The 22,573-nt window shown below is 52.6% G+C and carries 18 protein-coding genes, 1 pseudogene and 1 other annotated feature; of the genes and pseudogenes, 5 read left to right on the top strand and 14 right to left on the bottom strand.

Annotated elements, in window-relative coordinates; all coding sequences use genetic code 11:
• Positions 1–239: 239 nt before the first annotated feature.
• The 10 genes and pseudogenes from N0M98_RS32530 to N0M98_RS32485 form a co-directional block, all read right to left on the bottom strand.
• Positions 240–1,478: pseudogene (locus tag N0M98_RS32530) on the bottom strand (amidohydrolase family protein).
• Between the two features lie 4 nt (positions 1,479–1,482).
• Positions 1,483–2,073, bottom strand: coding sequence for an ankyrin repeat domain-containing protein (locus N0M98_RS32525; protein WP_249866280.1), 591 nt, complete (start codon positions 2,071–2,073; stop codon positions 1,483–1,485).
• Between the two features lie 293 nt (positions 2,074–2,366).
• Positions 2,367–3,188, bottom strand: coding sequence for a glycerophosphodiester phosphodiesterase (locus N0M98_RS32520; RefSeq protein ID WP_259620374.1), 822 nt, complete (start codon positions 3,186–3,188; stop codon positions 2,367–2,369).
• Positions 3,189–3,207: 19 nt separating this feature from the next.
• Positions 3,208–4,521: an ABC transporter substrate-binding protein gene (locus N0M98_RS32515; RefSeq protein ID WP_259620373.1), complete on the bottom strand. Its 1,314-nt coding sequence runs from the start codon at positions 4,519–4,521 to the stop codon at positions 3,208–3,210.
• Between the two features lie 53 nt (positions 4,522–4,574).
• Complete coding sequence (locus N0M98_RS32510) at positions 4,575–5,342, bottom strand: carbohydrate ABC transporter permease (protein ID WP_375295587.1); 768 nt, start codon at positions 5,340–5,342, stop codon at positions 4,575–4,577.
• A 100-nt stretch (positions 5,343–5,442) separates the two neighbouring features.
• Positions 5,443–6,321, bottom strand: coding sequence for a carbohydrate ABC transporter permease (locus N0M98_RS32505; protein ID WP_249865388.1), 879 nt, complete (start codon positions 6,319–6,321; stop codon positions 5,443–5,445).
• A complete protein-coding gene (locus N0M98_RS32500) occupies positions 6,314–7,366 on the bottom strand; it encodes an ABC transporter ATP-binding protein (protein WP_259620371.1) in 1,053 nt (350 codons plus the stop codon). The genes N0M98_RS32505 and N0M98_RS32500 overlap by 8 nt, the downstream gene beginning before the upstream one ends.
• A 664-nt stretch (positions 7,367–8,030) precedes the next feature.
• A complete protein-coding gene (locus N0M98_RS32495; protein ID WP_259620370.1) occupies positions 8,031–10,148 on the bottom strand; it encodes an ABC transporter ATP-binding protein in 2,118 nt (705 codons plus the stop codon).
• Entirely contained in the window at positions 10,145–11,893 is a 1,749-nt protein-coding gene (locus N0M98_RS32490) for an ABC transporter ATP-binding protein (RefSeq protein ID WP_259620369.1), read from the bottom strand. Before N0M98_RS32490 ends, N0M98_RS32495 begins: the two co-directional genes overlap by 4 nt.
• A gap of 190 nt (positions 11,894–12,083) precedes the next feature.
• Entirely contained in the window at positions 12,084–12,407 is a 324-nt protein-coding gene (locus N0M98_RS32485; RefSeq protein WP_249865392.1) for a hypothetical protein, read from the bottom strand.
• Between the two features lie 220 nt (positions 12,408–12,627).
• Here N0M98_RS32485 and N0M98_RS32480 point away from each other — a divergent pair, with 220 nt between their 5' ends.
• Positions 12,628–13,608: a metal-dependent hydrolase gene (locus N0M98_RS32480; protein ID WP_249865393.1), complete on the top strand. Its 981-nt coding sequence runs from the start codon at positions 12,628–12,630 to the stop codon at positions 13,606–13,608.
• 207 nt (positions 13,609–13,815) lie between these two features.
• Here the strand turns inward: N0M98_RS32480 and N0M98_RS32475 are convergent, their stop codons facing one another.
• Positions 13,816–14,040 (bottom strand): alpha/beta-type small acid-soluble spore protein, encoded by a 225-nt coding sequence (locus tag N0M98_RS32475; protein WP_028549480.1) that lies wholly within the window; start codon positions 14,038–14,040, stop codon positions 13,816–13,818.
• A gap of 151 nt (positions 14,041–14,191) precedes the next feature.
• On the opposite strand from N0M98_RS32475, the gene N0M98_RS32470 reads away from it, so the two are divergent.
• Positions 14,192–14,371, top strand: coding sequence for a DUF5325 family protein (locus tag N0M98_RS32470; protein ID WP_249865394.1), 180 nt, complete (start codon positions 14,192–14,194; stop codon positions 14,369–14,371).
• Here N0M98_RS32470 and trpS read toward each other — a convergent pair.
• Positions 14,368–15,351, bottom strand: coding sequence for a tryptophan--tRNA ligase (gene trpS, locus N0M98_RS32465; RefSeq protein WP_249865395.1), 984 nt, complete (start codon positions 15,349–15,351; stop codon positions 14,368–14,370). The two genes, N0M98_RS32470 and trpS, sit on opposite strands and share 4 nt — an antisense overlap.
• A 65-nt stretch (positions 15,352–15,416) precedes the next feature.
• Positions 15,417–15,698, bottom strand: a binding site (T-box leader).
• Positions 15,699–15,924: 226 nt separating this feature from the next.
• Between trpS and N0M98_RS32460 the strand changes: the two genes are divergently transcribed.
• The 3 genes from N0M98_RS32460 (at position 15,925) to N0M98_RS32450 (ending at position 19,253) form a co-directional block, all read left to right on the top strand.
• Positions 15,925–17,124, top strand: a complete 1,200-nt coding sequence (locus tag N0M98_RS32460) for a permease (RefSeq protein ID WP_375295586.1) — start codon at positions 15,925–15,927, stop codon at positions 17,122–17,124.
• A 15-nt stretch (positions 17,125–17,139) separates the two neighbouring features.
• Complete coding sequence (locus tag N0M98_RS32455; RefSeq protein WP_259620368.1) at positions 17,140–18,129, top strand: TIGR03943 family putative permease subunit; 990 nt, start codon at positions 17,140–17,142, stop codon at positions 18,127–18,129.
• 173 nt (positions 18,130–18,302) lie between these two features.
• Positions 18,303–19,253: an aldose 1-epimerase gene (locus N0M98_RS32450; RefSeq protein WP_259620367.1), complete on the top strand. Its 951-nt coding sequence runs from the start codon at positions 18,303–18,305 to the stop codon at positions 19,251–19,253.
• Between the two features lie 120 nt (positions 19,254–19,373).
• On the opposite strand, the gene N0M98_RS32445 is transcribed toward N0M98_RS32450, so the two are convergent.
• Both N0M98_RS32445 and N0M98_RS32440 read right to left on the bottom strand, forming a co-directional pair.
• On the bottom strand, positions 19,374–20,210 hold the full coding sequence (locus N0M98_RS32445) for an alkaline phosphatase family protein (protein WP_259620366.1): 837 nt from the start codon (positions 20,208–20,210) through the stop codon (positions 19,374–19,376).
• A gap of 341 nt (positions 20,211–20,551) precedes the next feature.
• Positions 20,552–22,426 (bottom strand): rhamnogalacturonan lyase, encoded by a 1,875-nt coding sequence (locus N0M98_RS32440; protein ID WP_375295585.1) that lies wholly within the window; start codon positions 22,424–22,426, stop codon positions 20,552–20,554.
• Positions 22,427–22,573 lie beyond the last annotated feature (147 nt).

Raw genomic sequence — 22,573 nt, 5'->3', positions numbered from 1 at the left:
GTGCTGCTACGCAACGGCCAACTCTATACGCCACGGAAGAAGGTGACGCCTGCGAAGGATTAACGCCTCCTTTGCTAAAGTCCCTGGCATAATTCCCAGTTAAAATCTGGATATTATCTCGATTTTTCGCTGGGTTCAGTTTGAGCTGTCCTTTTTTCGGCACTCCCAGCTGTTACAGCCAAGAAAATTTCCAATTCGACCGATTCGGGGACTTGACATCATACCGCTGGACTTCTTGCTTATTTCATGGTCGCAAGCGATCCGGCCGCCAACTTGCCTTGAAATACGACAACGGCTCTGTCCGCTCTCCTTGCCACCGCTTCGGCCGAGCAGCTTGCGTCGACGAGAACGAAATCGGCGGCGTCGCCCGCGCACGGCCACAGCCGCTTGCCCGCTCCGTCCAAAGGGGTGACGCCCCCCGTAATAAAGCCAAGCGCTTGTCCGAGCGAGCGCTCATCGCTTAAGCCGAATCGTTCCGCTAACGCCCCGGCTTTTTCCAAGCTGTCTCCTTTGCCGAAAGGCGACCAGTGATCCGTGATGCTGTCATCGCCGAGGGACACTTGCACTCCCTGCTCCCGCAATAAAGGGATCGGAATCGTTCTGCCCGGCGGAACGGACGAGGTTATCGCAATGCCCCGCAGCGCGAGCGATTGCGCGACCTCCTTCGCTTCCTCAGGCGAGACGTCGGCCAATGCCAAAGCGTGGCTGATGGTGGCTCTTCCCTACCAGCCGGCTTCCTCCGTCAGCGCGGCGAGCCGCCGGAACGTAAAGATGCCGAGATGGCCAGGATCATGAATATGAAGATCAATATCCGCATCGGCTTCGACCGCAAGCTCCATTACCGCGTGTAAAGACGCTTCTATATTTCCGTCGACGGTTGCCGGATCGACGCCGCCGACCAGCGAAGCTCCGCTTCGCAGCGCTTCTCTCACGAGCGGGACGGAGCGGCTGCGCAGCAATCCGTGCTGCGGAAAGGCGACAATTTCGACAGACGCTTTATCCGTGTAGGCTTCCGCCGCCCGCATCGTAGCCTCCAGATTGCGCAGCCCGATCACAGGATCGATATTGCAATGCGCGCGAATGCGCGTCGTGCCTGAGCGGATCAGCAATTCCAGCAATCGTTTGGCTCTTTCTTCAGCGACAGGCAGCAGGCGCGGAAGAAGCTCGCGCTCTTCCTCAAGCCTCGTCCATATCCCCTTAGCAGGAATCGTCGGCGCCCTCCAAGGGCCCCCGTAATACGTTTTATCGAGATGAATATGCATATCCCGAAACGACGGAAGCATTAAGCGGCCGTTGGCGTCCCGCTGGAGCAAATCCGTCTGCGGAGGCGCAGCGTCAGCTGACACGATCTCGTGAATGCTCCCGTTCCCAATGCGAAGATGAACCAGCTCCGTATTCGTGCCCGTAACCGCGCCGTTCTCATAGCGGAAGCCGGCTTCCAATCGCACATTCATTAACCAGTAGCTATGCTCCGTCATCGTTCTATGCCCCCGCCTTTTGCAGGATCGCCGCAATTTCCCGGAAGCCCCGGTTCTGCGCATGTTCCAGCGGCGTGATCCCGTCCCTGTCTCCGAGCTTCACATCGGCTCCATGGTCGACCAGCAGCCGTACGATGCTCTGATGCCGCTCTCCGCCGCTGCCCAAAATAACCGCTTCCAGCAAGGCCGTCCAATGCAGGTTGTTGATATGATTGACGTCGATGTCGGAATGGGCCAGCAGTTCTTGCACCACCTCGACGTGACCGCGTTCCGAAGCCGGGATCAGCGCCGTTCCCCCGAACCGGTTCGTCAGCCTGGTATCCGCCCCGGCGGCAATCGCCAGCTTGACGATATCCAGATAGCCTTCGGCTCCGGCATACAAGAGCACATTGTTTAAGCTGCTGTCGCGAAGATTAATATCGGCGCCATGGCCGATCAACGCTTTGACCGTATCCGCCTTATTGTTGTAAGCTGCCGCCATGACGGCCGTTCTGCCGCGTTCGTCCGTGGCGTTGATGTCGGCTCCTTCCTGGAGCAGCTTTAATACGTTATCCGTATCTCCTGTCTCTGCCGATACAATCAACGATTGATTCAATGCATTCACCTTCCCTTTGTCAGCTTGCGCTTCTTCCATGACTCTCTGAGAATATCCGGGGTCCGTGTGGCACGCAGCCAGCAGCACAACCAATAGGAGCGTCAAAAGCCGATTCACCGCCATCCCTCCTCGCTGCCCCGTTTCTATTCCTAATGCTAACATGAAGAACGATGAACGAAAAATATATATAAAATTAGTTTTACTAAGGTTTTTCATATAACAAAAAGAGGCAAGGATTTTGCCCCTGCCCCTCGTACATACCCAATCCATTTGGGAATGACTAGCTATTCCGTTTATCTGTTGAAATAACGATCAATCGTTTCCACAAACACTTTCGGTTCGTCGACGGCAAACCGCCGAATCCCCATATCCAGAAGCTCGAACATGGAGTCCTGATCGAAGTGAAACGGCAATACTTCCAGTTCCAATCCGGCTTCGTTCACATGCGTAAGCGCCTCCTGCAAAAACTCGCGCTGCAGCCTGTATCTCCATCCTCCATCCGCCCGGTCATCGACCAAATGAATTTGCACGATGTCCAGGGAGGCGAACCCGGTTTCCCGCGTCTCTTGAAATCTGAAATCAACCGTTTGATCGGAAATCCATTGCATCGTGCGCACCTCGGGCGCTAGCCGTTTAACCGTCTTGCAGTTCTCATGATCGCAGTGGCAAAAAATAATTTGTCGTCCAATTCCATATTCCTTAATAAGCAATGCCATTTGTTCCAAGTCGACCTCTTTGAAATCCAGATACAGCTCACGCTCAGGGTATTGAGCTAACACGGAGAAGATTTGAGCAAGCGAAGGGACCCTCTCCCCCCTATACGGTTCGCTGAATTTGATCCCCGCGTCCCATTGTTGAACCTCGTCAAACGTACATTCCGAAATCGGCCGATCCCGCTGCGATTCAGGTGCGTCGGTTGTTCGCTTCGGCGTTGCATCATGCATACCGATAATAACGCCGTCGGCAGTTTGCCTAATATCAAGTTCCGGAATGCCGCCCAGCTCCCAGGCATATCGCATGGCCGCCAATGTGTTCTCAGGCACCTCGGTATTTGTGCTTTGATGGGCTTGCCAGTGAACCTTTTGATTTGCTCCTTTACGATCCGCTGTCATCATGAAAGTCCGCTCCTCACGTTTATTTCGCCAGAATTCTATCGGTTTCTTTCTTAAAGGTCGACAATGTTGATTGTATATCTTTACTATCATACATAATCGCTTCGGTTGCCGACAAGAATTCCTTATTTACCTCAGGCCAAGCAACATCCTTGTTCGTATCCACCGCATATTGAAGCTGATCGTAAGCAACTTTACGGTTAGGCTCCTTCGCCCACAATTCTTTAATCTCTTTAGATTCGACCATAGCTTTTGTAAACGGCAAGTATCCGGATTGCAAAATGAACTGCAGGCCTCCCTGCGGGTCCGTCTCCACCCAGCGCATAAACTCCCAAGCCGCTTTTTTATCGGCGGCAGACGACAGCATAGCTATATTGGCTCCCCCGGTCGGATTAGCGAATACTTTGTCCTTGGGCAAGAATGCGGTTACATAATCGAATTTAACGATACCGCTGAAGCTGCCGATGTTGCCTGTCGATTGATAGAAAATACCTACTTTACCATCAATGAACATCTGATTGGTAATCTCGCCGGAATCTTTGGCAGGAGGATAGTATAACGCACCTGTGCTTTGAAGATCCTTCAAAAATTTGAACGTTCTCAGTCCGACCCCGTTCTCTACAAAGTCAACCGTTTTCTTATCATCGCTGAAGAACTTTCCTCCGGCTTGACTAATCATCGCCAAAGGATACCAAGTATCATACGGCATCGTCATACCATAGCGTTTGTATTGCCCATTTTCTTTGACGACCAGCGCTTCGGATACTTTCTGCAATTCATCCCAAGTCGTCGGAATGGCAAGTCCCTTCTCGTCGAGCAAGGTTTTATTAATATGCATGATCGGAGTCGAACGATTTAACGGAAGGGATACCAGCTTTTTATTAAAGGTCGAATGTCCCATAAATCCGGGTATGAAAAAATCCTCGCTCAAATTGGAGCCTTTGAGATACGGGTTCAGATCTTCGAGCACATCCGCATCTGCAAAAAACTCAACGTAAGCACGCTCCAGCATCGTAATATCCGGTCCTTTTTTGGCGGCAATAGATTGCTGCAGCTTGGTTACAGTTTCATCATAGCTGCCTTGGAAAGTACCGACAACCTCAATATCTTTGTGGCTCTCATTGAAGCGTTGGATTAAGCTATCCATGTACTCCCCGTTCTTCCCACCTAAGGAGTGCCAGAACTGAACGGTCGTCTTTCCCGCCTTAGCGGACTCCGACGTTTTTGCCGTTTCAGCCGGATTGGATTCATTCGCTTGCTGCGTACCTCCGGAGCAGCCTGCCAACAGGCTCAGTACTAGCGGTGCTGTCATCATGACACTTAACTTATTGCTCATTTTTGAACTTCCTCCCGTTTCGTCTCGTATTTGGGTTAAATAGAAAGCGACCGTTACTTAATACCAGAGTAAACAAACGCTTTAACGATTTGCTTGGAGCAGAACAAATACACAATAAGAATAGGAACAACCAAAACGACGTTACCCGCCATAATGATATTCCAATTGCTGATCCCTTCGGTCATCCGCAGCATCGCGATACCGATCGTCAGCGGTCTGATTGAGGCCGTATCCGTCATAATAAGCGGCCAAAAATAATCGTTCCAATGAGTGACAAAGCTGAACAACGCAATGGTTGCAAGCGCCGATTTCGACATCGGGATCATAATGCTCCAAACAATCTTAAACTCACTGGCATTATCCAGCTTGGCCGCTTCGATGATTTCTTCAGGAATTTGCATAAAATATTGACGCAGCAGAAAAATCCCGAAAGCATTGGTCATAAACGGAATGATTTGCGGAAGCAGCGTTTTGCCGATCCCCCAGTCCGCCATCATTAAATAAATCGGAATAAAGGTTACCTGGCCGGGAATCATAAAAGCCAGCAAAACAAAGCCGAATAACAGATGCCGTCCGGCAAATTGATATTTGGCAAACGCATACGCCGCCGGTATCATAACAATCATTTGAATAACAATGATGGAAACCGTTATAATCACGGAGTTTCTTCCGTACGTCAAGAAAGGTCCTGCTTTCATCGCATCCGCAAAATTGATCCATTGGGGCCATTCCGGTATGATTGTGGGCGGAAACGCCATCGTTTCCTCAAAGGTCTGAAGCGAGGTTGAAATCATCCATAGAAACGGGACGATAAATATCATTAATACGGCCGCTTTCAGGATAATCTCCAATACCGACTTCAAGGAACTGAATTCATAAGTCTTCAAGTAGGGATTCTCCTTTTTTGTTGGTTATCGTGCTTTATTGATAATGCACCTTTTTGGATAACACCCGGAAGTATACAAAGGTTAAAATTCCGATGATAGCCATAAGAATCACACCCGTCGCCGCCGAATAACCAATATTCGTTGTGCGGTATTCGTAAATGTAATATACAAGCGTGCTGGTCGCGTTATTAGGACCGCCGCCCGTCATGACCTGCACCGTATCAAACACTTTAAAAGAGCCGATCGTCATAATAATCAGGATGAAAAACAGCTGCGGCGAAATCAGCGGAATCGTAATCTTGTAAAACACCTTGAATTTGCTGGCATTATCCAGCGCAGCGGCTTCATAAATGGTAGGCGGTATGCTTTGCAGCGCAGCCACAATAATGAGCGTATAATAACCGATGTTATGCCACACCGAAACGATAATAACCGAAATAAGCGCCGTCTTCGAGCTTTGCAGCCACTGGGAGGGCGGTAACCCTACAGCCTTCAGTATGTAGTTAAGCAAGCCTTGACTGGGCTCCATCAGCCATAGCCATACAAGCGCAATCGAGACGATCGAAATGATATGCGGCGTAAAAATACCTGCCTGCACAAATGCGTTAAACCGCTTTTGCTTGCTAAGCCACAACGCCATTAACAAGGAAAGCAGCATGGTGAGCACGACGACGCCGACCGTATAAAGCGCCGTATTTGTCAGTGCCTGATAAAAATCTTCCCTGCTAAAGATTTGCATGAAATTGTCAAACCCGACAAATTTGCTCCTTGCTTTATTTAGCAGGTTGTATTTGTAAAAGCTTAAATAAATCAAATAAAGGATAGGATAAATAACAAATAAGCAGATGCCGATCATCGCCGGAACAATCAACAAGTACGGGCGGATTTTTTCCAAAACGGTTTTCTTATCCATGCTTTTGTCCCCTCAGCGCCTCCAAATACGTACGGAAGCCGCTATCGCTCTCTTGAAGCCGGTTTTCATCCGCCCCGAAGAAAAACAGCTTGGACGCCTCAACGCCTAAATAAACCTCTTGATCTACGTTAAACCGGTCCTCGATGCATTTGATCATAAAGGAGTGGCTGCCGGTTTTCACCTGGTACAACGTTTCCGAACCAAGCATTTCTCTAGTTGCGATCACGCCCCGCGTACAATAATGGACATCGGCGGGAGTTAGAGATAATACCGCGCTCTCCGGACGGAACCCGAATTTCACTCCGTTTGTACCCAGTTCTCCGACATTCATCGGCGGAACGCCGATAAATTGTGCGGCGAACAAATTGTTAGGCTGACGGTAAATGACATCGGGCGGCGCCTCTTGTTGAATCAAGCCTTGATTCATTAAAACGATCGTATCCGCCATGGACATCGCTTCCACTTGATCGTGCGTTACATAAACGAAGGTAGTGCCGAGTTTTTTGTGCAGCTCGATCAATTCGATACGCATCTGCGCCCGGAGCTTGGCATCCAGGTTGGAGAGCGGCTCGTCCATCAGAAACACCGACGGCTTCTTCACCATGGCGCGCGCCAACGCGACGCGCTGGCGTTGTCCGCCGGATAAAGTCGACGGTTTGCGGTCAAGGTAGCTGTTCAAACCGACCGTAGCGCTGATGCTTTCCACGAGCCTTGTTCTTTCTTCCTTGCCCACCTTATTGTTTTTGAGTCCAAACTCAATATTTTCCCTAACAGACATCGTGGGGTAAATGGCGTAGTTTTGGAACACCATGGCTACTCCTCTTTGACCGGGTGCAATTCGCGTGACATCTTTTCCGTTTATAAGCACCGAACCGGAGGTCTGAGGATCAATTCCGGCAATCATACGAAGAAGCGTCGTTTTCCCGCAGCCTGACGGACCGACCAGAACCGTAAACTTCCCGTCTTCAATTTTTAAATCCAAGTCTTTGATCACATCGTGCTTGTCAAACGACTTGGTTACCTTCACGAACTCTATGGATGCCAAGAGAAATCCCTCTCCTTTTACAACAATTCAAGCCAGCCAAGGAGCTGGCTGTGATTTGATTTTCTTTTTTCGAGCCCGATTTGGATTAACGCCCGATACGCCTTTAGACTCTTCCTGGAAACTCCCTTTTACAATTGCAAAGCTTCAACACCTATTCAAGTTCACCTCCTGATATTCACGAAGCTAAAATACCGGCTAACCCCATTTATGAATGCGCATACAATAAAGGCTCTAACCGAAATCATGATGCCTTCTCATGCTGCAAGCATCGGTTAAAGCTAAGATCATGTTATTATTTTAGTTCAATTGTTTTTATTTGTAAATGTTTATTTTCATTTAACGATCTTTTGTTTTCGATTTCTGTCGTTAATCAGATTCGTTTTTAGGTTTTTTTATTCAAAACTAAAGTTTTTACATATTCCGATTAGAATTTGATCATTCAACAGCGTGTCCCCTCTATATAAATAATTAACAAAAATCACTAAACAACAAAATAAGATATTAATCGTTGATGAATAAATTACGAAAAACGCTATTATCAGAACCGCAATCCAATACTGATCTTCAACGAAAAACGGTAATTTTCCGCAAAAAAACCACTCCTTTTCCCCGCAAGGAATAGGAGTGGCTGCACTCTCTACGATAAATCGCGCCGATTTGAATATTACTTCGCCTTCTGCATCGGCTTTTGATCCTTATACTGCAGCTCGTACAGACGATGGTAATAGCCGCGCATCGCCAGCAGCTGATAATGGTTGCCGATCTCGCGTACTTTGCCCTTATGCATAACGATGATTTGATCGGCATGCTGAATCGTCGACAGCCGGTGGGCGACGATCAGCGTCGTCCGGCCTGCGGAGATGTTATGCAGCGCGTCCTGCACGACAAGTTCGGTCTCCGTATCGATGTTCGACGTCGCTTCGTCGAGGATTAGTATTTCGGGACGGAACGCGATAGCCCGCGCGAACGACAGCAGCTGGCGCTGACCGAGCGACAGATTGACGCCGCGCTCCCCCAGCGGAGTTCCGTAGCCTTGCGGCAAATCGCGGACGAATTCGTCGATATGCACCATGCGCGCGGCTTGCTCCACTTGTTCGTCCGTGATGTCCCGGTTGTTCAGGCGTATATTGGAGGCAATATCCCCCGTGAACAGAAATACGTCCTGCTGTACGATGCTGATGCTGCGGCGCAGCTCGTCAAGCGGAATCTCGCGGATATCTACGCCGTCGAGCCGGATGCTGCCTTGCTGAATGTCGTAGAATCGGTTGATGAGCTGAATAATCGAGCTTTTCCCCGCTCCCGTCGCTCCGACGAAGGCGATGGTCTGTCCCGGCTGGATCGTGAAGCTGACATCCCTCAGCACCCAATCCTCGCCGTTGTAGGCGAACCATACATGATCGAACGTAATTTCGCCGCGGGCCGGCTTCGGTAAACTTCTCGTTCGGGGCGCGTCGACAATCGCCGGCTGTTCGTCGAGCATATCGAAAATTCGTTCGGCCCCTACCATTGCGGTCTGAATCTGATTGTATTTCTCCGCCAGACTCATCAGCGGCTGGAAAAACTGCCGGACATAATGCGTAAACGCGTACACGATACCGAAGGTGATGCCCCCCTCGATCACGCTCGCTCCCCCGTACCAAAGCAGGAGGGCGATCGCAACGTTGCCGATAAAGCCGATAGCCGGCTGGAAGATCGAGTTAATGACCGTTCCGCGCATCCCCGCCCGGTAATATTCCGTATTATGATGGTCGAACTGCTCCCACTGCCGCTGCTCGCGGATGAATAGCTGGGTAATCCGGATGCCGGATAAATTTTCGGCGAGGAAGGCGTTTAGCCTGGACAAGATGACCCTCGATCGGCGCTGCGCCTCCCTAATGACCGAGCGGTACCAGAATGTCATCACTGCCAGGAACGGAATGACCGCAAACGACAGCAGCGCGAGCTTCATGCTCATCTGCATCATAATGGCGATCGTGCCGAGCAGGAAAATAACATCCTTGACCAGATTAACGACAACCTGGGAGTACAGCTGGTTGAGCGATTCCGTATCCTGGGTGACGCGAACGACCAGCCGGCCGACCGGATTCCGGTCGAAGTACGACATGGACATTTTACTCAAATGGCGGAACAGCTGCTGCCGAATGTTGAAGATGATCGTCTGCCCGGTGAACTGCAGCAGATTGCTCTGCAAATAGTTCAGAATCGCCCCGGTCACTACCGTGAGCAGGAAAAGAATGCCGAGACGCGTAAATCCGCTGTAGTCCTGCTTCTGAAAAGCGCCGATAGCTTCATCGTCCATAACGATAGCATCGTACAGCTTCCCGTTCGCCGACAGCCGGGCGCGGTCACCGTCCGCGGCTTCGGCCAGCGTCACTTCCGTCTGCTGGGCCGGCAGCCAGCCGGCGATCATATACTCTTGATCTCCGATGCTGACAATCTGCCTCGGCTCCGCCCCTTCCGGCAAAACGGCCGACGCCGCCTTCTCCGGCTCCAGCCGGGCGTAATCCTGCCCATTCCAAGCGGCGGTCGAGCCGCCGTACGTCTCAAGCTTGGCCGCATCGCCGGAGGCGACGGCGACCATCGGTTTATGCAAGCCGTTGATATGGCCGTCAATGGCTATTTTCATCAAATACGGCCGGGCCAAATCCGCTACGACGATAAGAAACGACAGCAGGATGCACAGCAGAATCATTTTCCAATACGGTGCAGCATAGGACATAAGTCTTGACAACAGCTGGCTGTCCTTGAACGACTTGACTTCTCTCTCCGAATGGATATTCATGCTCCCGCTCCCCCTTGTGCAAAGCCCTTGCCGACGCCGCGGTCCCGGCCTTCCTGCCTTTCGGCCTCCTGATCCAGCAGCTGCTTATGATACATATCCGCATAAATCCCGTTTTGCCGCAGCAGCTTCTCATGCGTTCCGGATTCTACGATCTCTCCTTCGTCCATGACGATAATTTGGTCGGCGGCCTGCACGGAGGAAATCCGGTGGCCGATAATGATTGTCGTCCGCTTGTTCATAACCGATTTCAAGCCTTCGAGAATCAAGTCTTCCGTAATCGTATCTACGGCGGACAAGCTGTCGTCGAAGATGAGAATCGCCGGACGCTTAATAATTGCCCGGGCAATGCTCACGCGCTGACGCTGGCCTCCCGAGAGGGAAATCCCCCGTTCTCCGAGCGCGGTGTCGAACTGCTCGGGAAATTCCGCGATGTTATCGTACACTTGAGCGACTTTGGACGCTTCGACAACCTGCTCATCGGTATACGGCTTCGGATCGAAGCCGATATTGTCGCGAATCGTAGAGGAGAACAGGAATTGATCCTGCGGCACGATCCCGATCTGCCCGCGCAGCGTCTGCAGCGGAATTTCATGAATGTCGCGCCCGTCGATAAACACCGTACCCTGCGGCGGATTATACAGTCTGACCAGCAAATGAACCAGGGTGCTCTTGCCGCTGCCGACTCTTCCGACGATCGCCAGACTGCTGCCCTTGCGCACCTTGAGCGATATGTTCTTAAGTGTCGGACGGCTCGCCTCCGGGTAAGAAAACGTTAAATTGCGGATCTCGATATCGCCGTCGATAAGATCGATCCCCGGCTTTGCCATCACATCGTCCACGATATCGGGCTGTGTGTTGAAAATTTCCATCAAGCGCATCTCCGACGCTTTGCCTCGCTGCATCAGGTTGACGACCTTGCCCAGATTCTCTATAGGTCCCATTAACAAGGACAAATACGTATTGAACGCAACGAATTCGCCCAGCGTGATGACATGCTTCAGCACCAGCACACCCCCGAATATAACCGAGACGAGGAAGCTGAAGCCGACGATGCCCGAGCTGAGCGCGCCGAACAAGGAGTTGGAGCGGACGAACCTGCGGTTCATATTTACCGCGTGCTGATTGTCCTTAGTAAACAGCTTACGCTCCTCTTCTTCCTGCACAAACGCTTTGACCACGCGAATCCCTGCCGTAAACTCCTGTACGCGGCTCGTCAAATCCGAGATAGCCCTCTGCATGTCCACCGACTGCCGTTGGATGCGGCTGTTAAACCGGTAAGCAAGCAAACTGAGCAAGGGCAGCGGCAGCATCGTCACGAGCGTCAAAAGCGGATTGACCGAGCTGACCATGGCGATGACGGAAACGACGATCAGCATGGCCGCCTCCATTATATTGAAGTATCCCTGCATCGTAACCTCGCGTATGACGCCTACGTCGCTGATTGCATGCGACATCAAATCGCCGATCCGCTGATTGTTGAAATATTGGGCAGACAGCTTCTCCCAATGGTGAAACAATTCCCCTCTGACGCGCATTTCCAGCATTCTGGATAACCTGTACAAATAAATTCGGCTGGTCGAACGAAAGAACGCGATTCCAAGGCCGACAACAGACATCCATAAAGCGAATTTTATCGTCTCGTTGTAAGTCAAGGTCGAACTTTGCAATTTGTCGGTAAACTGGCCGAGCAAAAGCGGAATGAGCAGCTGAAGCATACTGGATATGGACAATAATGCAAATCCCATCAAGTACGCCCATCGGTTCCTCTTAATGTGACTCCAAAAAATATTCTGCCTCTCCATCCGTTTTCCCCCCGCGAGCTTCCGTATGGAAGCCGTCATCTCAAGCGATAGCCGTATCTTGTTATAAGGCTATTGATAAGATTACCGCGATTGGATAGAAGTTACCATGGATTTACTTGCTTCAAAAAATGGACTATTTTACTTTTTCAAACTGCCATATATGGACTTTGGCCGCGCCTCCTTTTACCCATTGTTCAAGCTCACTCCAAGCCGTCACGGCAAAACGACCGCCCTCCGGCAGCGCCGCCGCGTCTTGCTCCGAACGTGCTCTGACCTGCTTCATCGCCCGAAATTCTTCCTCCGTCATTCCGCTCCAAATTTCGACAATAACCCCCGGCTGGTCCGTCCCTTCATAAAATTCAACTTCCGGATAATTCGCCCGCACGTCCTTCAACCATTTTGAATAATTTGGCCTGTAATCGGGTAAGATTTGATATTCAACAAATACCTTGGACATATTTTTGACCCCCATTGCTTTATTTTAATGTAGAAAATGATACACTAATAATATGCTTACCCGCCTGCTTTTCACAATCATATGAAAACGGGCGTGCCTTACGAATCGTATAACTATAGCTTTAGCATATGCTTACGAAGAAAGCTTTCCTTGCGGAAAGCTCAGTACATGCTTACGAAGAAAGCTTTCCTTGCGGAAAGCTCTTAGGAGGAAAAACATCATGGACAGCGGAACACATCTAGTGATCGGATTCGGTCTGGCCGGTCTCGCATACGTCGATCCCGTCGTAGCCTCAGACCCTACGGTGGCTACCGCCGTGCTCATCGGAACCGTGCTCGGACAGCAGGCTCCCGATGCGGACACGCTGCTGCGTCTTAAGGACAACGCGACGTACATTAAGAACCACCGCGGCCGGTCCCATTCGCTGCCGGCTCTGTTTATCTGGACGGCGCTCATTACGCTCGGGCTCATGCTCGGCTTCGCCAATCTGCCGGTCTGGCATGTGGCGATGTGGGTGTTTATCGCGGTAGCGTTTCACGTCTTTATCGACCTGTTCAACACCTACGGAACGCAAGCGCTCAGACCCTTTTCGGAAAAGTGGGTTTCGTGGAACATCATTCATATATTCGACCCTGTCATTTTTATTTCCCACGTTATCGCTATTTTTATATGGTGCGTCCATCTGGCGGACCCGGCGACCATTTTCCCCATTTTATACCTGTTCTTAGCAGTGTATTATATTTGGAGATCGTGGTATCATCATTACTTGGAGTCTCATCTGTACCAAAAGGATACGCGATATGAGCAGGGCGACCGGTACTACCTGATCCCTACTTTTCATCTATATGTATGGCAAATCGTCAAGCATAAAAAGAACGGCCATTTCGTGCTCGGCGAATACCGCCACAATACGATCAAATGGGTCGACGAAACGTCCTGCGCCGTGCATCCGGCGGTGGAAGCGTCCAAAAAGCATAGCGATATCGCGGCGTTCTTATATTTCACTTCCTTCGCCTGCGCCGATATCCGCCATCATGAATGGGGGTATGAAGTGCGCTGGGCCGACGTCAGATACCGCCACCGCAGGCAGTATCCGTTCGTAGCGGTAGTCATGCTGGATAAGGAACTGAACCCGCTGGATTCATACGTCGGATGGCTGAGCGATTCCAGGCTGGAGAAGAAGCTGCGCGTCAATACGTAGAATGCGAAGCGAGTTAGCAGAACAGACGGAAGATCGGACTGCGGAGGCGGCCCTTTTTTTTCATCGTTGCGGGGCCAGCGCCTCCTCCGGATTACTTTCGGGGGAGCCTCCGGATATCCACAGGAAATTTGCTGCGCATCATTTCCTATACAACAAAAAAGCCCAAGGAGTGACTCCTTGAGCTTCTATGTCTGTGACCATTCTCGATTAACGGAATTGACCTGCCAGCGATTGCTCAGCGATTTGGACCAGACGACGAGTGATGTGACCACCGATCGCGCCCGTGTCACGAGATGCCATGTAACCGTAGTACCCGTCTTGTGGGATTTGAATACCCAACTCTTGAGCTACCTCATACTTCAATTGATCTAAAGCTTGGGAAGCTTGTGGAACTACCAATGTGTTACTGTTGCCGGATTGTCCTTGTGCCATGATGATCAGCACTCCTTTCAATCTGAATGATATCTTTGATGTATTTGCAAGCTTGCAAAGTTATTATGTGACGTACACCAAAAACTATTCACACATTTTGAAAAAATCTTACCGATTTTCAAATACTCTTCGGAAAGGCGGTACAACCCGCATGAACAAAGGACTAGCCCTCTTCTTCGCTGTCGTCGGCACCGTGCTTCTGGCCTGCATCAGCCTCGCTCTCAGTCTCGGAAACGTCTGGCTCGTGTTGTTATTTACGATATTGTCCGTTGGTTTTATCGGCTTCGGCTTCGTCGTCAAAGCCAAGATGAGAAAGCGAAATGGCGGTTAAAGAACGATAAAGCCCATTCTTTCCTTCACTTGGGTGAGCACTTTCTCCGCTTGCTGCGACGCTTTGTCGGCGCCTTGACGCAAAATATCGTAGAGTTCTCCGGATTTACGGATCTCCTGATAGCGCTGCTGAACCGGCTCCAGAACAGCTACTACCTGCTCGGCCAGCTCTTTCTTGAACGGTCCGTATCCGAGACCTTCGTATTGCGCTTCGATTTCGGCGATCGTCTTGTCCGAGCATTGGGCGTAGATGCTGATCAGATTACTGACCTCAGGCTTGTTCTGGGGATCGAATCTCACTTCACGGCCCGAGTCGGTTACGGCTCGGCTTATTTTTTTGCGGATAACGTCCGGCGTATCGAGCATGGCGATGAAGCTGCCTTGGTTCGCGCTGCTTTTGCTCATTTTCTTGGAAGCGTCGTCCAGCGACATGATGCGCGCGCCCACCTTCGGGAAATATCCTTCCGGAACGGTGAACGTGTCGCCGTAGCGCTGATTGAATCGCTGCGCCAAATCGCGCGTCAGCTCCAAATGCTGCTTCTGGTCGTCTCCTACCGGAACCAGATCGGCGTTGTACAGCAATATATCCGCGGCCATCAGGGAAGGATACGTGAAGAGACCCGCCCCGACCGAGTCTTTGCCGGCCGCCTTATCCTTGAATTGGGTCATCCGCTCCAGCTCGCCCATATAGGTCAGCGTCGTCAGCATCCAGCCGAGCTCGGCGTGCTGGCGCACATGCGACTGCAGGAAGACGGTCGATTTGGCGGGATCGATGCCGGCCGCAATGTACAGCGCCACCACCGCTTCGCTCTGCTCGCGCAGCGCCGCGGGGTCCTGAGGGACGGTAATCGCGTGCAGATCGACCGCCATAAAATAACAATCATGCGTGTGCTGAAGCGCTACGAAGTTTTTCAACGCCCCGATGTAATTGCCCAAGGTCAATTGTCCGCTCGGCTGCATGCCGGATAATACTCTTTTCATGATGTGATTCCTCCTAAATATGATGGATACTGCTGCTTTTCCCCACGCAAAAAGGCCCTTCCGCCGCAAGGGACGAAAGGACCGTGGTGCCACCCTAATTTGCCTCGACGTTCGCCGGAATATGTTCCGGATCGGAATCGAAGCCTTCACCTCTTATAACGGAGAGTACCCGGACCGGCCTAACCGCGCCGATAGCGTACAAGCCTGCCGCTTGCCCCGCTTACTTGCGCATCGTTCAGCCGTCAGCTCAAGGACCCATTCAACGCCATCCGTCTACCGGTTCACAGCACCCACCGGCTCTCTGCAAGACTGTAATGCCGCCTACTTGCTCCTGTCATCGCTTGCTGTCTATCGAAATGTGACTCATGTGAAAAGCTTGCTTGTTGTTTATCATAAACAAACGGCTTGGCCATGTCAACTTTTTGCGAAATCTCCCTTAAGGCGCCGCATCCGCCCGCCCGGCGGAATTTTTCTTGCGTTGCATGTCCTATATACGGCTTATCCCGCATATTATATAATAATAATTATTACGAATTAAGACAAAGGGAGAAATGTCCATTGCACACATCCATCATGCGCTGGAGCACCCATGTGCTCACCCTAATTTGCGTTGTCATGCTGTTTCTCATCTACACCCAAAAGCAGCCGCTCGACCTCAGCTTCCTAAGCAGTCCGGCGATGCAGAGCTTCAAGACGCTGTTTCTGAGCATCATTCTGGAGGCATTTCCCTTTGTGCTGCTGGGTGTACTCGTGTCCGCCGTGCTCCAGATGTTCGTGTCCGAGCAGACGATCCGCCGTCTTGTGCCGCGCAATCCGCTGCTCGGCATCCTGTTCGCCTGCGTAGTCGGCATTATTTTTCCGCTGTGCGAATGCGGCATGATCCCGGTCATCCGGCGGCTGCTGCGCAAAGGCATGCCCGTCTACGTGGCGGTCGTCTTTATCCTGGTCGGACCGATCATTAACCCGGTCGTTTACGCTTCGACCTACATGGCTTTCCGCAGCCGTCCCGAAGTCGCTTATTCCCGGATGGGACTCGCCTTTATCGTAGCGCTGGCCATCGGCTTAATCATCTATAAATTCGTCCGCTCGAACCCGCTGCGCGGCGCATCCATCCCGGTCGTTCCGAGCGCTCGGGACCATCTACATACGCATTCCCACGGTCATGACCACGGGCAGGTTCATCGCCATGCAGGCCAGAGCCACCGCGGACATTTGCCTGTTCAGCAAAGGCATCAGCCTCAAGGACATAGCCATTCGCATGACCATGCGCACTCGCATCATGAACATTCTCATCTACATCACGACGCTCATGATCACGCCGGTCATAATCACGATCATTCGCACGGAGGGCATACCGGATTTACGGGGCGCATCTTGGGCGTGCTCGGCCACGCTTCCGACGAATTTTTCGAGATGGGCAAATACTTAATGTTCGGCGCGCTCATCACAGCGGCTCTGCAGACGGTCATTTCCCGGGACAGCCTCGTATCCATCGGGCAAGGGGAAATTCAATCGCATCTGTTCATGATGGCCTTCGCTTTTATTTTGTCCTTATGCTCTACCTCGGACGCGTTCGTGGCTTCTTCGTTCGCCTCGACGTTCTCGACCGGATCGCTGCTGACGTTCCTCGTCTTCGGTCCGATGCTGGACATCAAAAGCCTGCTGATGCTGCTGTCCGCCTTCAAGACGCGGTTCGTCGCCGCGCTGTCCGTACTGATCGTCGTTGTCGTTTTCGTATGTTCCCTGCTGTTCGAGCGTTTATTTCTCACTTAAAGGAGCGTGCCGTCTGTGAGTCCGCGATTACTGGGCCTTCATCAATTTATTAAATCCGCCATTTTGTTCGGATTCGCGGTATACATCGCTTATTTGATCAAAACGGACAATATCCTGTTCTACATCGCTCCCCGGATGGTCGATTATGTCAAGTGGTCGGCGATCGGCTTCTACGCCATAGCGGTGTATCAAGTGTATTTGGCCATCCGTTCCATGTGGGGGAGCGCAGCCTCATGCGATTGCGACCATGATCATACCCCTTCGCGGTCCGTGCTCAAAAATGCCGTCATTTACGGCTTATTCGCCATTCCGCTGCTGCTTGGGTTTCTGCTCCCGGATACGTCGATGGGCAGCAGCCTCGCCGCCAAGAAGGGAATGAACCTGAACAGCGCAGGCTCCGTACGCAAGGACGCTACGGCCGCTGTCCCCTCTTCTCCGCCGCAGACAGGGCAAAATCCGCCCGCAGGCGGCGCTGCGGCGCCAAGCACACCGGCACAGCAGCCGGGAAATGCCGCAACTAACGCACCCGGGGGAACCGCCGATGCCGCTTCGGGCAATTTGGACGACTTGTTCCCGTCGGATAAATTCACGGCGCAGTACGCCAAATTCGCCAAGCAGCTGTACACGTCGGATCTGATCAAAGTCAAGGAAGATTTGTTCATCGAGACGCTGACGTCCGTCGATTTGTACATGGACCGCTTTGTCGGCAAAAAAATGGAGATGACCGGCTTCGTCTACAGGCAGGAGGATATGAAGGACAATCAATTCGTCGTCGGCCGCTTCTCGGTTCAATGCTGCTCCGCCGACGCCACTCCGTTCGGCGTTCTCGTACAGTATGACCGCGCCCAAAACTTCGCCGACGACTCCTGGGTAACCGTAACCGGAACGATTGAAAAAACCAAATTTAACGATATGGAAATCATGATGCTGAAAGTCGAGAAAATCGCCAAAGCCGAGCCCGCGAAATCGCAATACGTCTATCCGAACTTCGATTTCGGCACATGAGCATCTAACATGTCACTCGCCATTATAAACGCCCGCTCTTGTCATTGACCGCTCTTCCGGGCAAGGTCTCCAATGCCTCATGACAGATCGTACAAGGTTTTGATACAATGGAGGCGTCGTTACATAACGAATCCGATCCCATATACCTTTTTGCGCAAAGGAGACCTCATCTTATGATCAAGCAAATCGATTGGCAAGGAACACCCGCCTATACGCTGGAGAACGATCGACTTATCGTCTCGATCTGCCCTGCCATCGGCAACAACGTATACAGCATTTGGGACAAAACGCTGCAGCGCGAAATGCTGCGCGTCCCCGCAGCGCCGTCCGACATGGCGGAGCAGCCGGTGCAGTACGGCACGCCCATTCTTATGCCGCCGAACCGGATACGCCAAGGGAAGTTCGAATTCAAGGGCCAGTCGTACCAGTTCGATGTGAATCACGCTACCGGACACCATATTCACGGCATGCTGCGCAGCCAGTCATGGACCGTTACGGCAACCGGCGAACAGGACGGCAAGCTGTTCATTACCTCGTCCATCCGTCTCGAAGACGACGCCAATGTCCAGCGTCAATATCCGCATCCGTTGGTGCTGGAGGTCACTTATGTGCTGGAAGGCAGCCGCTTAAGCCATCGGCTGAAAGTTCTTAATCAGGGAACGACGCCGGCTCCGTTCGGCTACGGGCTGCATACATGGTTCCTGCTGGACGGCAAGCCGGAGAGCTGGACGCTGAAGGTTCCCGTCAGCGGCATCTGGGAGCTCGACGAGGCCAATATTCCTGTCGGGCATCTAATCCCGCTCGGCAAGTACGAGGCGCTGCTGCAAGGCGAACGGCTGGAAGGGCATAATCTGGACACCGTCTTCCAAATCGGCGAAGGCAATCCTTGCCTTGCCGTGCTATCCGGCGACCGCGCGGAAATCCGCTACGGCGGCTCCGCAGAATTCAAGCAATGGGTCATTTATACGAAAGGGGAAGCCCGCGATTTCATCTGTCTGGAGCCGTACACTTGGGTGACGAACGCTCCGAACATCGATCAGCCTGCCGAAGTGACAGGATTGCGCGGGATTGAGCCGGGCGGCTCCCTGGAGCTCGAAGTAACGCTAGAGGTCGTGTATAAATAAGCTTGCAGGAACATCCCCCGGTTAAGCGGAGGTAGTGGGATTGTTTCCCTGCACCTGCACCAGAAAAAGACGGCGGGCTTGGAACGGTTACCCGTTTCCTTAAGCCCACCGTCTTTTTGCTTACGCCTCGCCGAACAAACCTTCGGGAACCCGCGCCTCCCATTGCCCAGGAATCGGTAAACCCAGCGCCCGGCAGACGACCGCCGACGTATCGATCAGCCCTAGCCCTTCAGGCACCGCGGAGCCTGCCGCTATCCCCGGGCCCGAGCACGTCCAGAACACCGTCTTATCGAGCGGATGGTCGGTGCCGTGCCCTTTCGGATTGACGCCGCCGCCGCCATGATCCGTCGTCATCACAATCAGGCTGTCCTCCAGCATACCCGCATCCTCCACGGCCTGCATAATGACGCCGGTCATCCGGTCCGTTTCGGAAATCGCCCGCAAATAATCCGGCTCCCCGTACCCGTACTGATGCCCCGCACAATCGGGCAGATCGAACTGAACGAACAGTATGTACACATCCGGGTTGCTTCGGATATAATCCGCTACGGCCTGCGCAAGCTCGGGATCGGGCATCGACACTTTATGCACCCCTATCCCTTCCTCGATGATGCCCTCCATTATCGGCTTCCAGCAGGTGAAGGCAGCCAATTTGCGCTCCGGATACGCCTCATGCGCGACTCGGAATAAGGAAGGATACGGGGAATCGCCCGGATATTTCTCGACTGCCGCCTTATCGTTATTCAACCCGTGCTTCTCCGGCGTTACCCCGTGCAGCAGCGATCCCCAGCATTCCGCGCTAATCGTGGGAAATACCGTCTGGGCCCCCAACGTAGCTCCCCCCCGCGCCATCCATCGGTCGAGCACCGGCGTCTCCGCCTGCTCTACGAAGCTTCCCGCTCCGTCCCAGCCTATAATAATCGCCCTGCGAATTTCCTTGCTCTCCACCTGATTCATACCATCGTCATCCCTCTCCACCATGATCTTGTAACCACGATAAAAGCACCATCACCTATCATTGTATGTGGATTTGCAAATTAGTCAATAGAAAATACAACTAAAGACAACTATATACAATTAAATACATATACAAACACACATCGCACTTCCTTTCTATCGTAAAGAGAACGTTGGGCCTCTAGAAGGGTGGTGAAAAAAGAGCGGAGGGGCCATTTGAATTTTTTCACCACGCTTCTAGGATAAGAAAAGAACGGGACCGGCGCCATCCATCGGCGCTGGTCCCGTCTATTTCAACGTCCTTGCAATCCTTGCCCTTTACCTTTACTTTTACTTTTATCTCAAGGGGTGTATATATTCGGCTGCGCCGGCGTGCTCATGCCGTTTCCGAGGAAGAAGCTCGTATGCGGCGGCTGGTTATACCCGACGTTCTGCCAGGCGACGCCGAGACGGTAGACCGGATCGTGCATCAGCGTCCACAGCCGGTAATTGGTCACATCGGTCGTCGTATAGATGCGCAGCGCCGTACTGTCGGTCGTGCGCCATACGGCCTCTTCCCGCCAATCGCCGAGCAGGTCGGCCTGCAGCGTCGGCGTCGCCTTGGTTCCGTTATTGGACGCGGTTCCCGAAGCGGTAAGCAGATTACTGGTCGTCGAATTGGTATAATTCCATTTATCGATGCGGATGTCGTCGAGCAGCTCGCGCTGCAGATCGCCGTCCCACCAAATGCCGAAATTCGTGGAAGACGGAAGCGTCGAGCCGATCTTCGTTCCGGTGCTCGTGTACAAGCCGCCGTTCGCCCACACTTCTTCGCCCGGATAACGCGGATCGATATCCGCCGACATGCCTCGCCCTACGTCTTTGCCCGCATAGACGCCCCAGATCGTCTGCCCGGTCTTCGCGTCCCGGTACTCCAGCCCGTATGCGGCGGAAGTATTCTCATGCACCTGGAACACTTCGAGCCCCGGACGGTTCGGGTCGAGATCGCCCAGATGCATCGCGTCCCCATGCCCCAATCCGGTCGTATACAAGCCCGTGCCGTTATCGTCGACCGCCATCGCGCCGTAAATAATTTCATCCTTGCCGTCCCCGTCGACGTCGGCGATGCTCAGGTTATGGTTGCCTTGTCCGGCGTAAGCGGAGTTGCCGGAAGCGTCCGAGTCGAAGGTCCACAGCTTCGTCAGTTGGCCGCCGCGCCAATTGTAGGCGACGAGAACCGTCCGGGTATAGTAGCCGCGGGCCATAACGAGGCTCGGCTTTTGTCCGTCCAAATAAGCGATGCCGGCCAGGAAGCGGTCCACCCGGTTGCCGTAATTATCGCCCCAGTCGTTGACATTGCCGCGCGGAGGATCGTAGTTAACCGTCGCCAGCGCCTTGCCCGTCGTCCCTTGGAACACCGTCAAATATTCGGGTCCGCTCAATACCCGCCCGGCCGAATTGCGATAATCCGCCGTTGCGCTGCCGATCACCACGCCGGTGCCGTCCTTGGTGCCGTCGGCCGTCTTCATGGCGACCTCGGCTTTGCCGTCGCCGTCCAGATCATAGGCCATGATCTGCGTATAATGAGCGCCAGCGCGAATGTTTTTGCCCATACTGATCCGCCACAAGCGGGTGCCGTTCAGCTTGTACGCATCGACGAAGACTTCCCCGGTATAGCCGTCCTGCGAATTATCCTTGGAATTGGACGGGTCCCACTTCAGAATAATCTCATACTGCCCGTCTCCGTCGAGATCGGCCACCGTCGCGTCGTTCGCGCTGTACGTGTAATTAACGCCGTCGGGAGTCGTTCCGCCCGCCGGCTTCTGCAGCGGAACGGTCAGATAATTCGTCCCCCAGACGCTTACCGTTGGGGAAGCGATCTGCTCGGTCCCTCCGACGACGGCCCGGACGTAATAAGTCGAGCCGGTCGTACCTCCCGAATCCAGATAATTCGTGCTGCCCGTAATCGGCGAGCTGTTCAGCTTCGTGCCGTTACGGTACACATTGAACGAGGTGGCGGCGGCTTCCGTGCCGAGCAAGCGCCAGCTGACGAATACTCCGTTGCCCGTCTTCACGGCCACCAGCCCTCGGTCCAGCTTTTCCATCTGCCTTGCGGGTCCTGCCGCTTGAGCCCTCTCCGGACTTACGACGGCCTGCAGCGGAATAAGCAGCGAGCTCGCCACCAGGCAGCTCAGCAGCATCGTACCCGATCGTTTCAGCTTGCGCTTGCGGTTCATTGAAATTTGCATCATAGGTTCCTCCTCGTATAGTATTTCTAGAACCAAGTTTTAAGCCGATTTCCAGTTCCCATGGGAACTGGCCGCAAACTTTTCGATTTCCAGTAAATCGCACCTTGAAAATTGCAAAAGGGACTGGACTTTCCC

This window comes from Paenibacillus doosanensis (assembly GCF_025060755.1).
In the GTDB taxonomy this organism is placed as follows: Bacteria; Bacillota; Bacilli; order Paenibacillales; family NBRC-103111; genus Paenibacillus_S; species Paenibacillus_S doosanensis.
The sequence above is the reverse complement of the archived record's forward strand: the minus strand, read 5'-3'. Positions and strand labels throughout refer to the sequence as shown.

Coding starts and splice junctions, on each gene's coding strand:
- N0M98_RS32520 (WP_259620374.1), bottom strand. CDS start 3,188: ATGATGACAGCGGATCGTAAAGGAGCAAATCAAAAGGTTCACTGGCAA.
- N0M98_RS32515 (WP_259620373.1), bottom strand. CDS start 4,521: ATGAGCAATAAGTTAAGTGTCATGATGACAGCACCGCTAGTACTGAGC.
- N0M98_RS32510 (WP_375295587.1), bottom strand. CDS start 5,342: ATGATATTTATCGTCCCGTTTCTATGGATGATTTCAACCTCGCTTCAG.
- N0M98_RS32505 (WP_249865388.1), bottom strand. CDS start 6,321: ATGGATAAGAAAACCGTTTTGGAAAAAATCCGCCCGTACTTGTTGATT.
- N0M98_RS32495 (WP_259620370.1), bottom strand. CDS start 10,148: ATGAATATCCATTCGGAGAGAGAAGTCAAGTCGTTCAAGGACAGCCAG.
- N0M98_RS32490 (WP_259620369.1), bottom strand. CDS start 11,893: ATGGGATTTGCATTATTGTCCATATCCAGTATGCTTCAGCTGCTCATT.
- N0M98_RS32485 (WP_249865392.1), bottom strand. CDS start 12,407: ATGTCCAAGGTATTTGTTGAATATCAAATCTTACCCGATTACAGGCCA.
- N0M98_RS32480 (WP_249865393.1), top strand. CDS start 12,628: ATGGACAGCGGAACACATCTAGTGATCGGATTCGGTCTGGCCGGTCTC.
- N0M98_RS32475 (WP_028549480.1), bottom strand. CDS start 14,040: ATGGCACAAGGACAATCCGGCAACAGTAACACATTGGTAGTTCCACAA.
- N0M98_RS32470 (WP_249865394.1), top strand. CDS start 14,192: ATGAACAAAGGACTAGCCCTCTTCTTCGCTGTCGTCGGCACCGTGCTT.
- trpS (WP_249865395.1), bottom strand. CDS start 15,351: ATGAAAAGAGTATTATCCGGCATGCAGCCGAGCGGACAATTGACCTTG.
- N0M98_RS32460 (WP_375295586.1), top strand. CDS start 15,925: ATGCGCTGGAGCACCCATGTGCTCACCCTAATTTGCGTTGTCATGCTG.
- N0M98_RS32450 (WP_259620367.1), top strand. CDS start 18,303: ATGATCAAGCAAATCGATTGGCAAGGAACACCCGCCTATACGCTGGAG.
- N0M98_RS32445 (WP_259620366.1), bottom strand. CDS start 20,210: ATGAATCAGGTGGAGAGCAAGGAAATTCGCAGGGCGATTATTATAGGC.
- N0M98_RS32440 (WP_375295585.1), bottom strand. CDS start 22,426: ATGAACCGCAAGCGCAAGCTGAAACGATCGGGTACGATGCTGCTGAGC.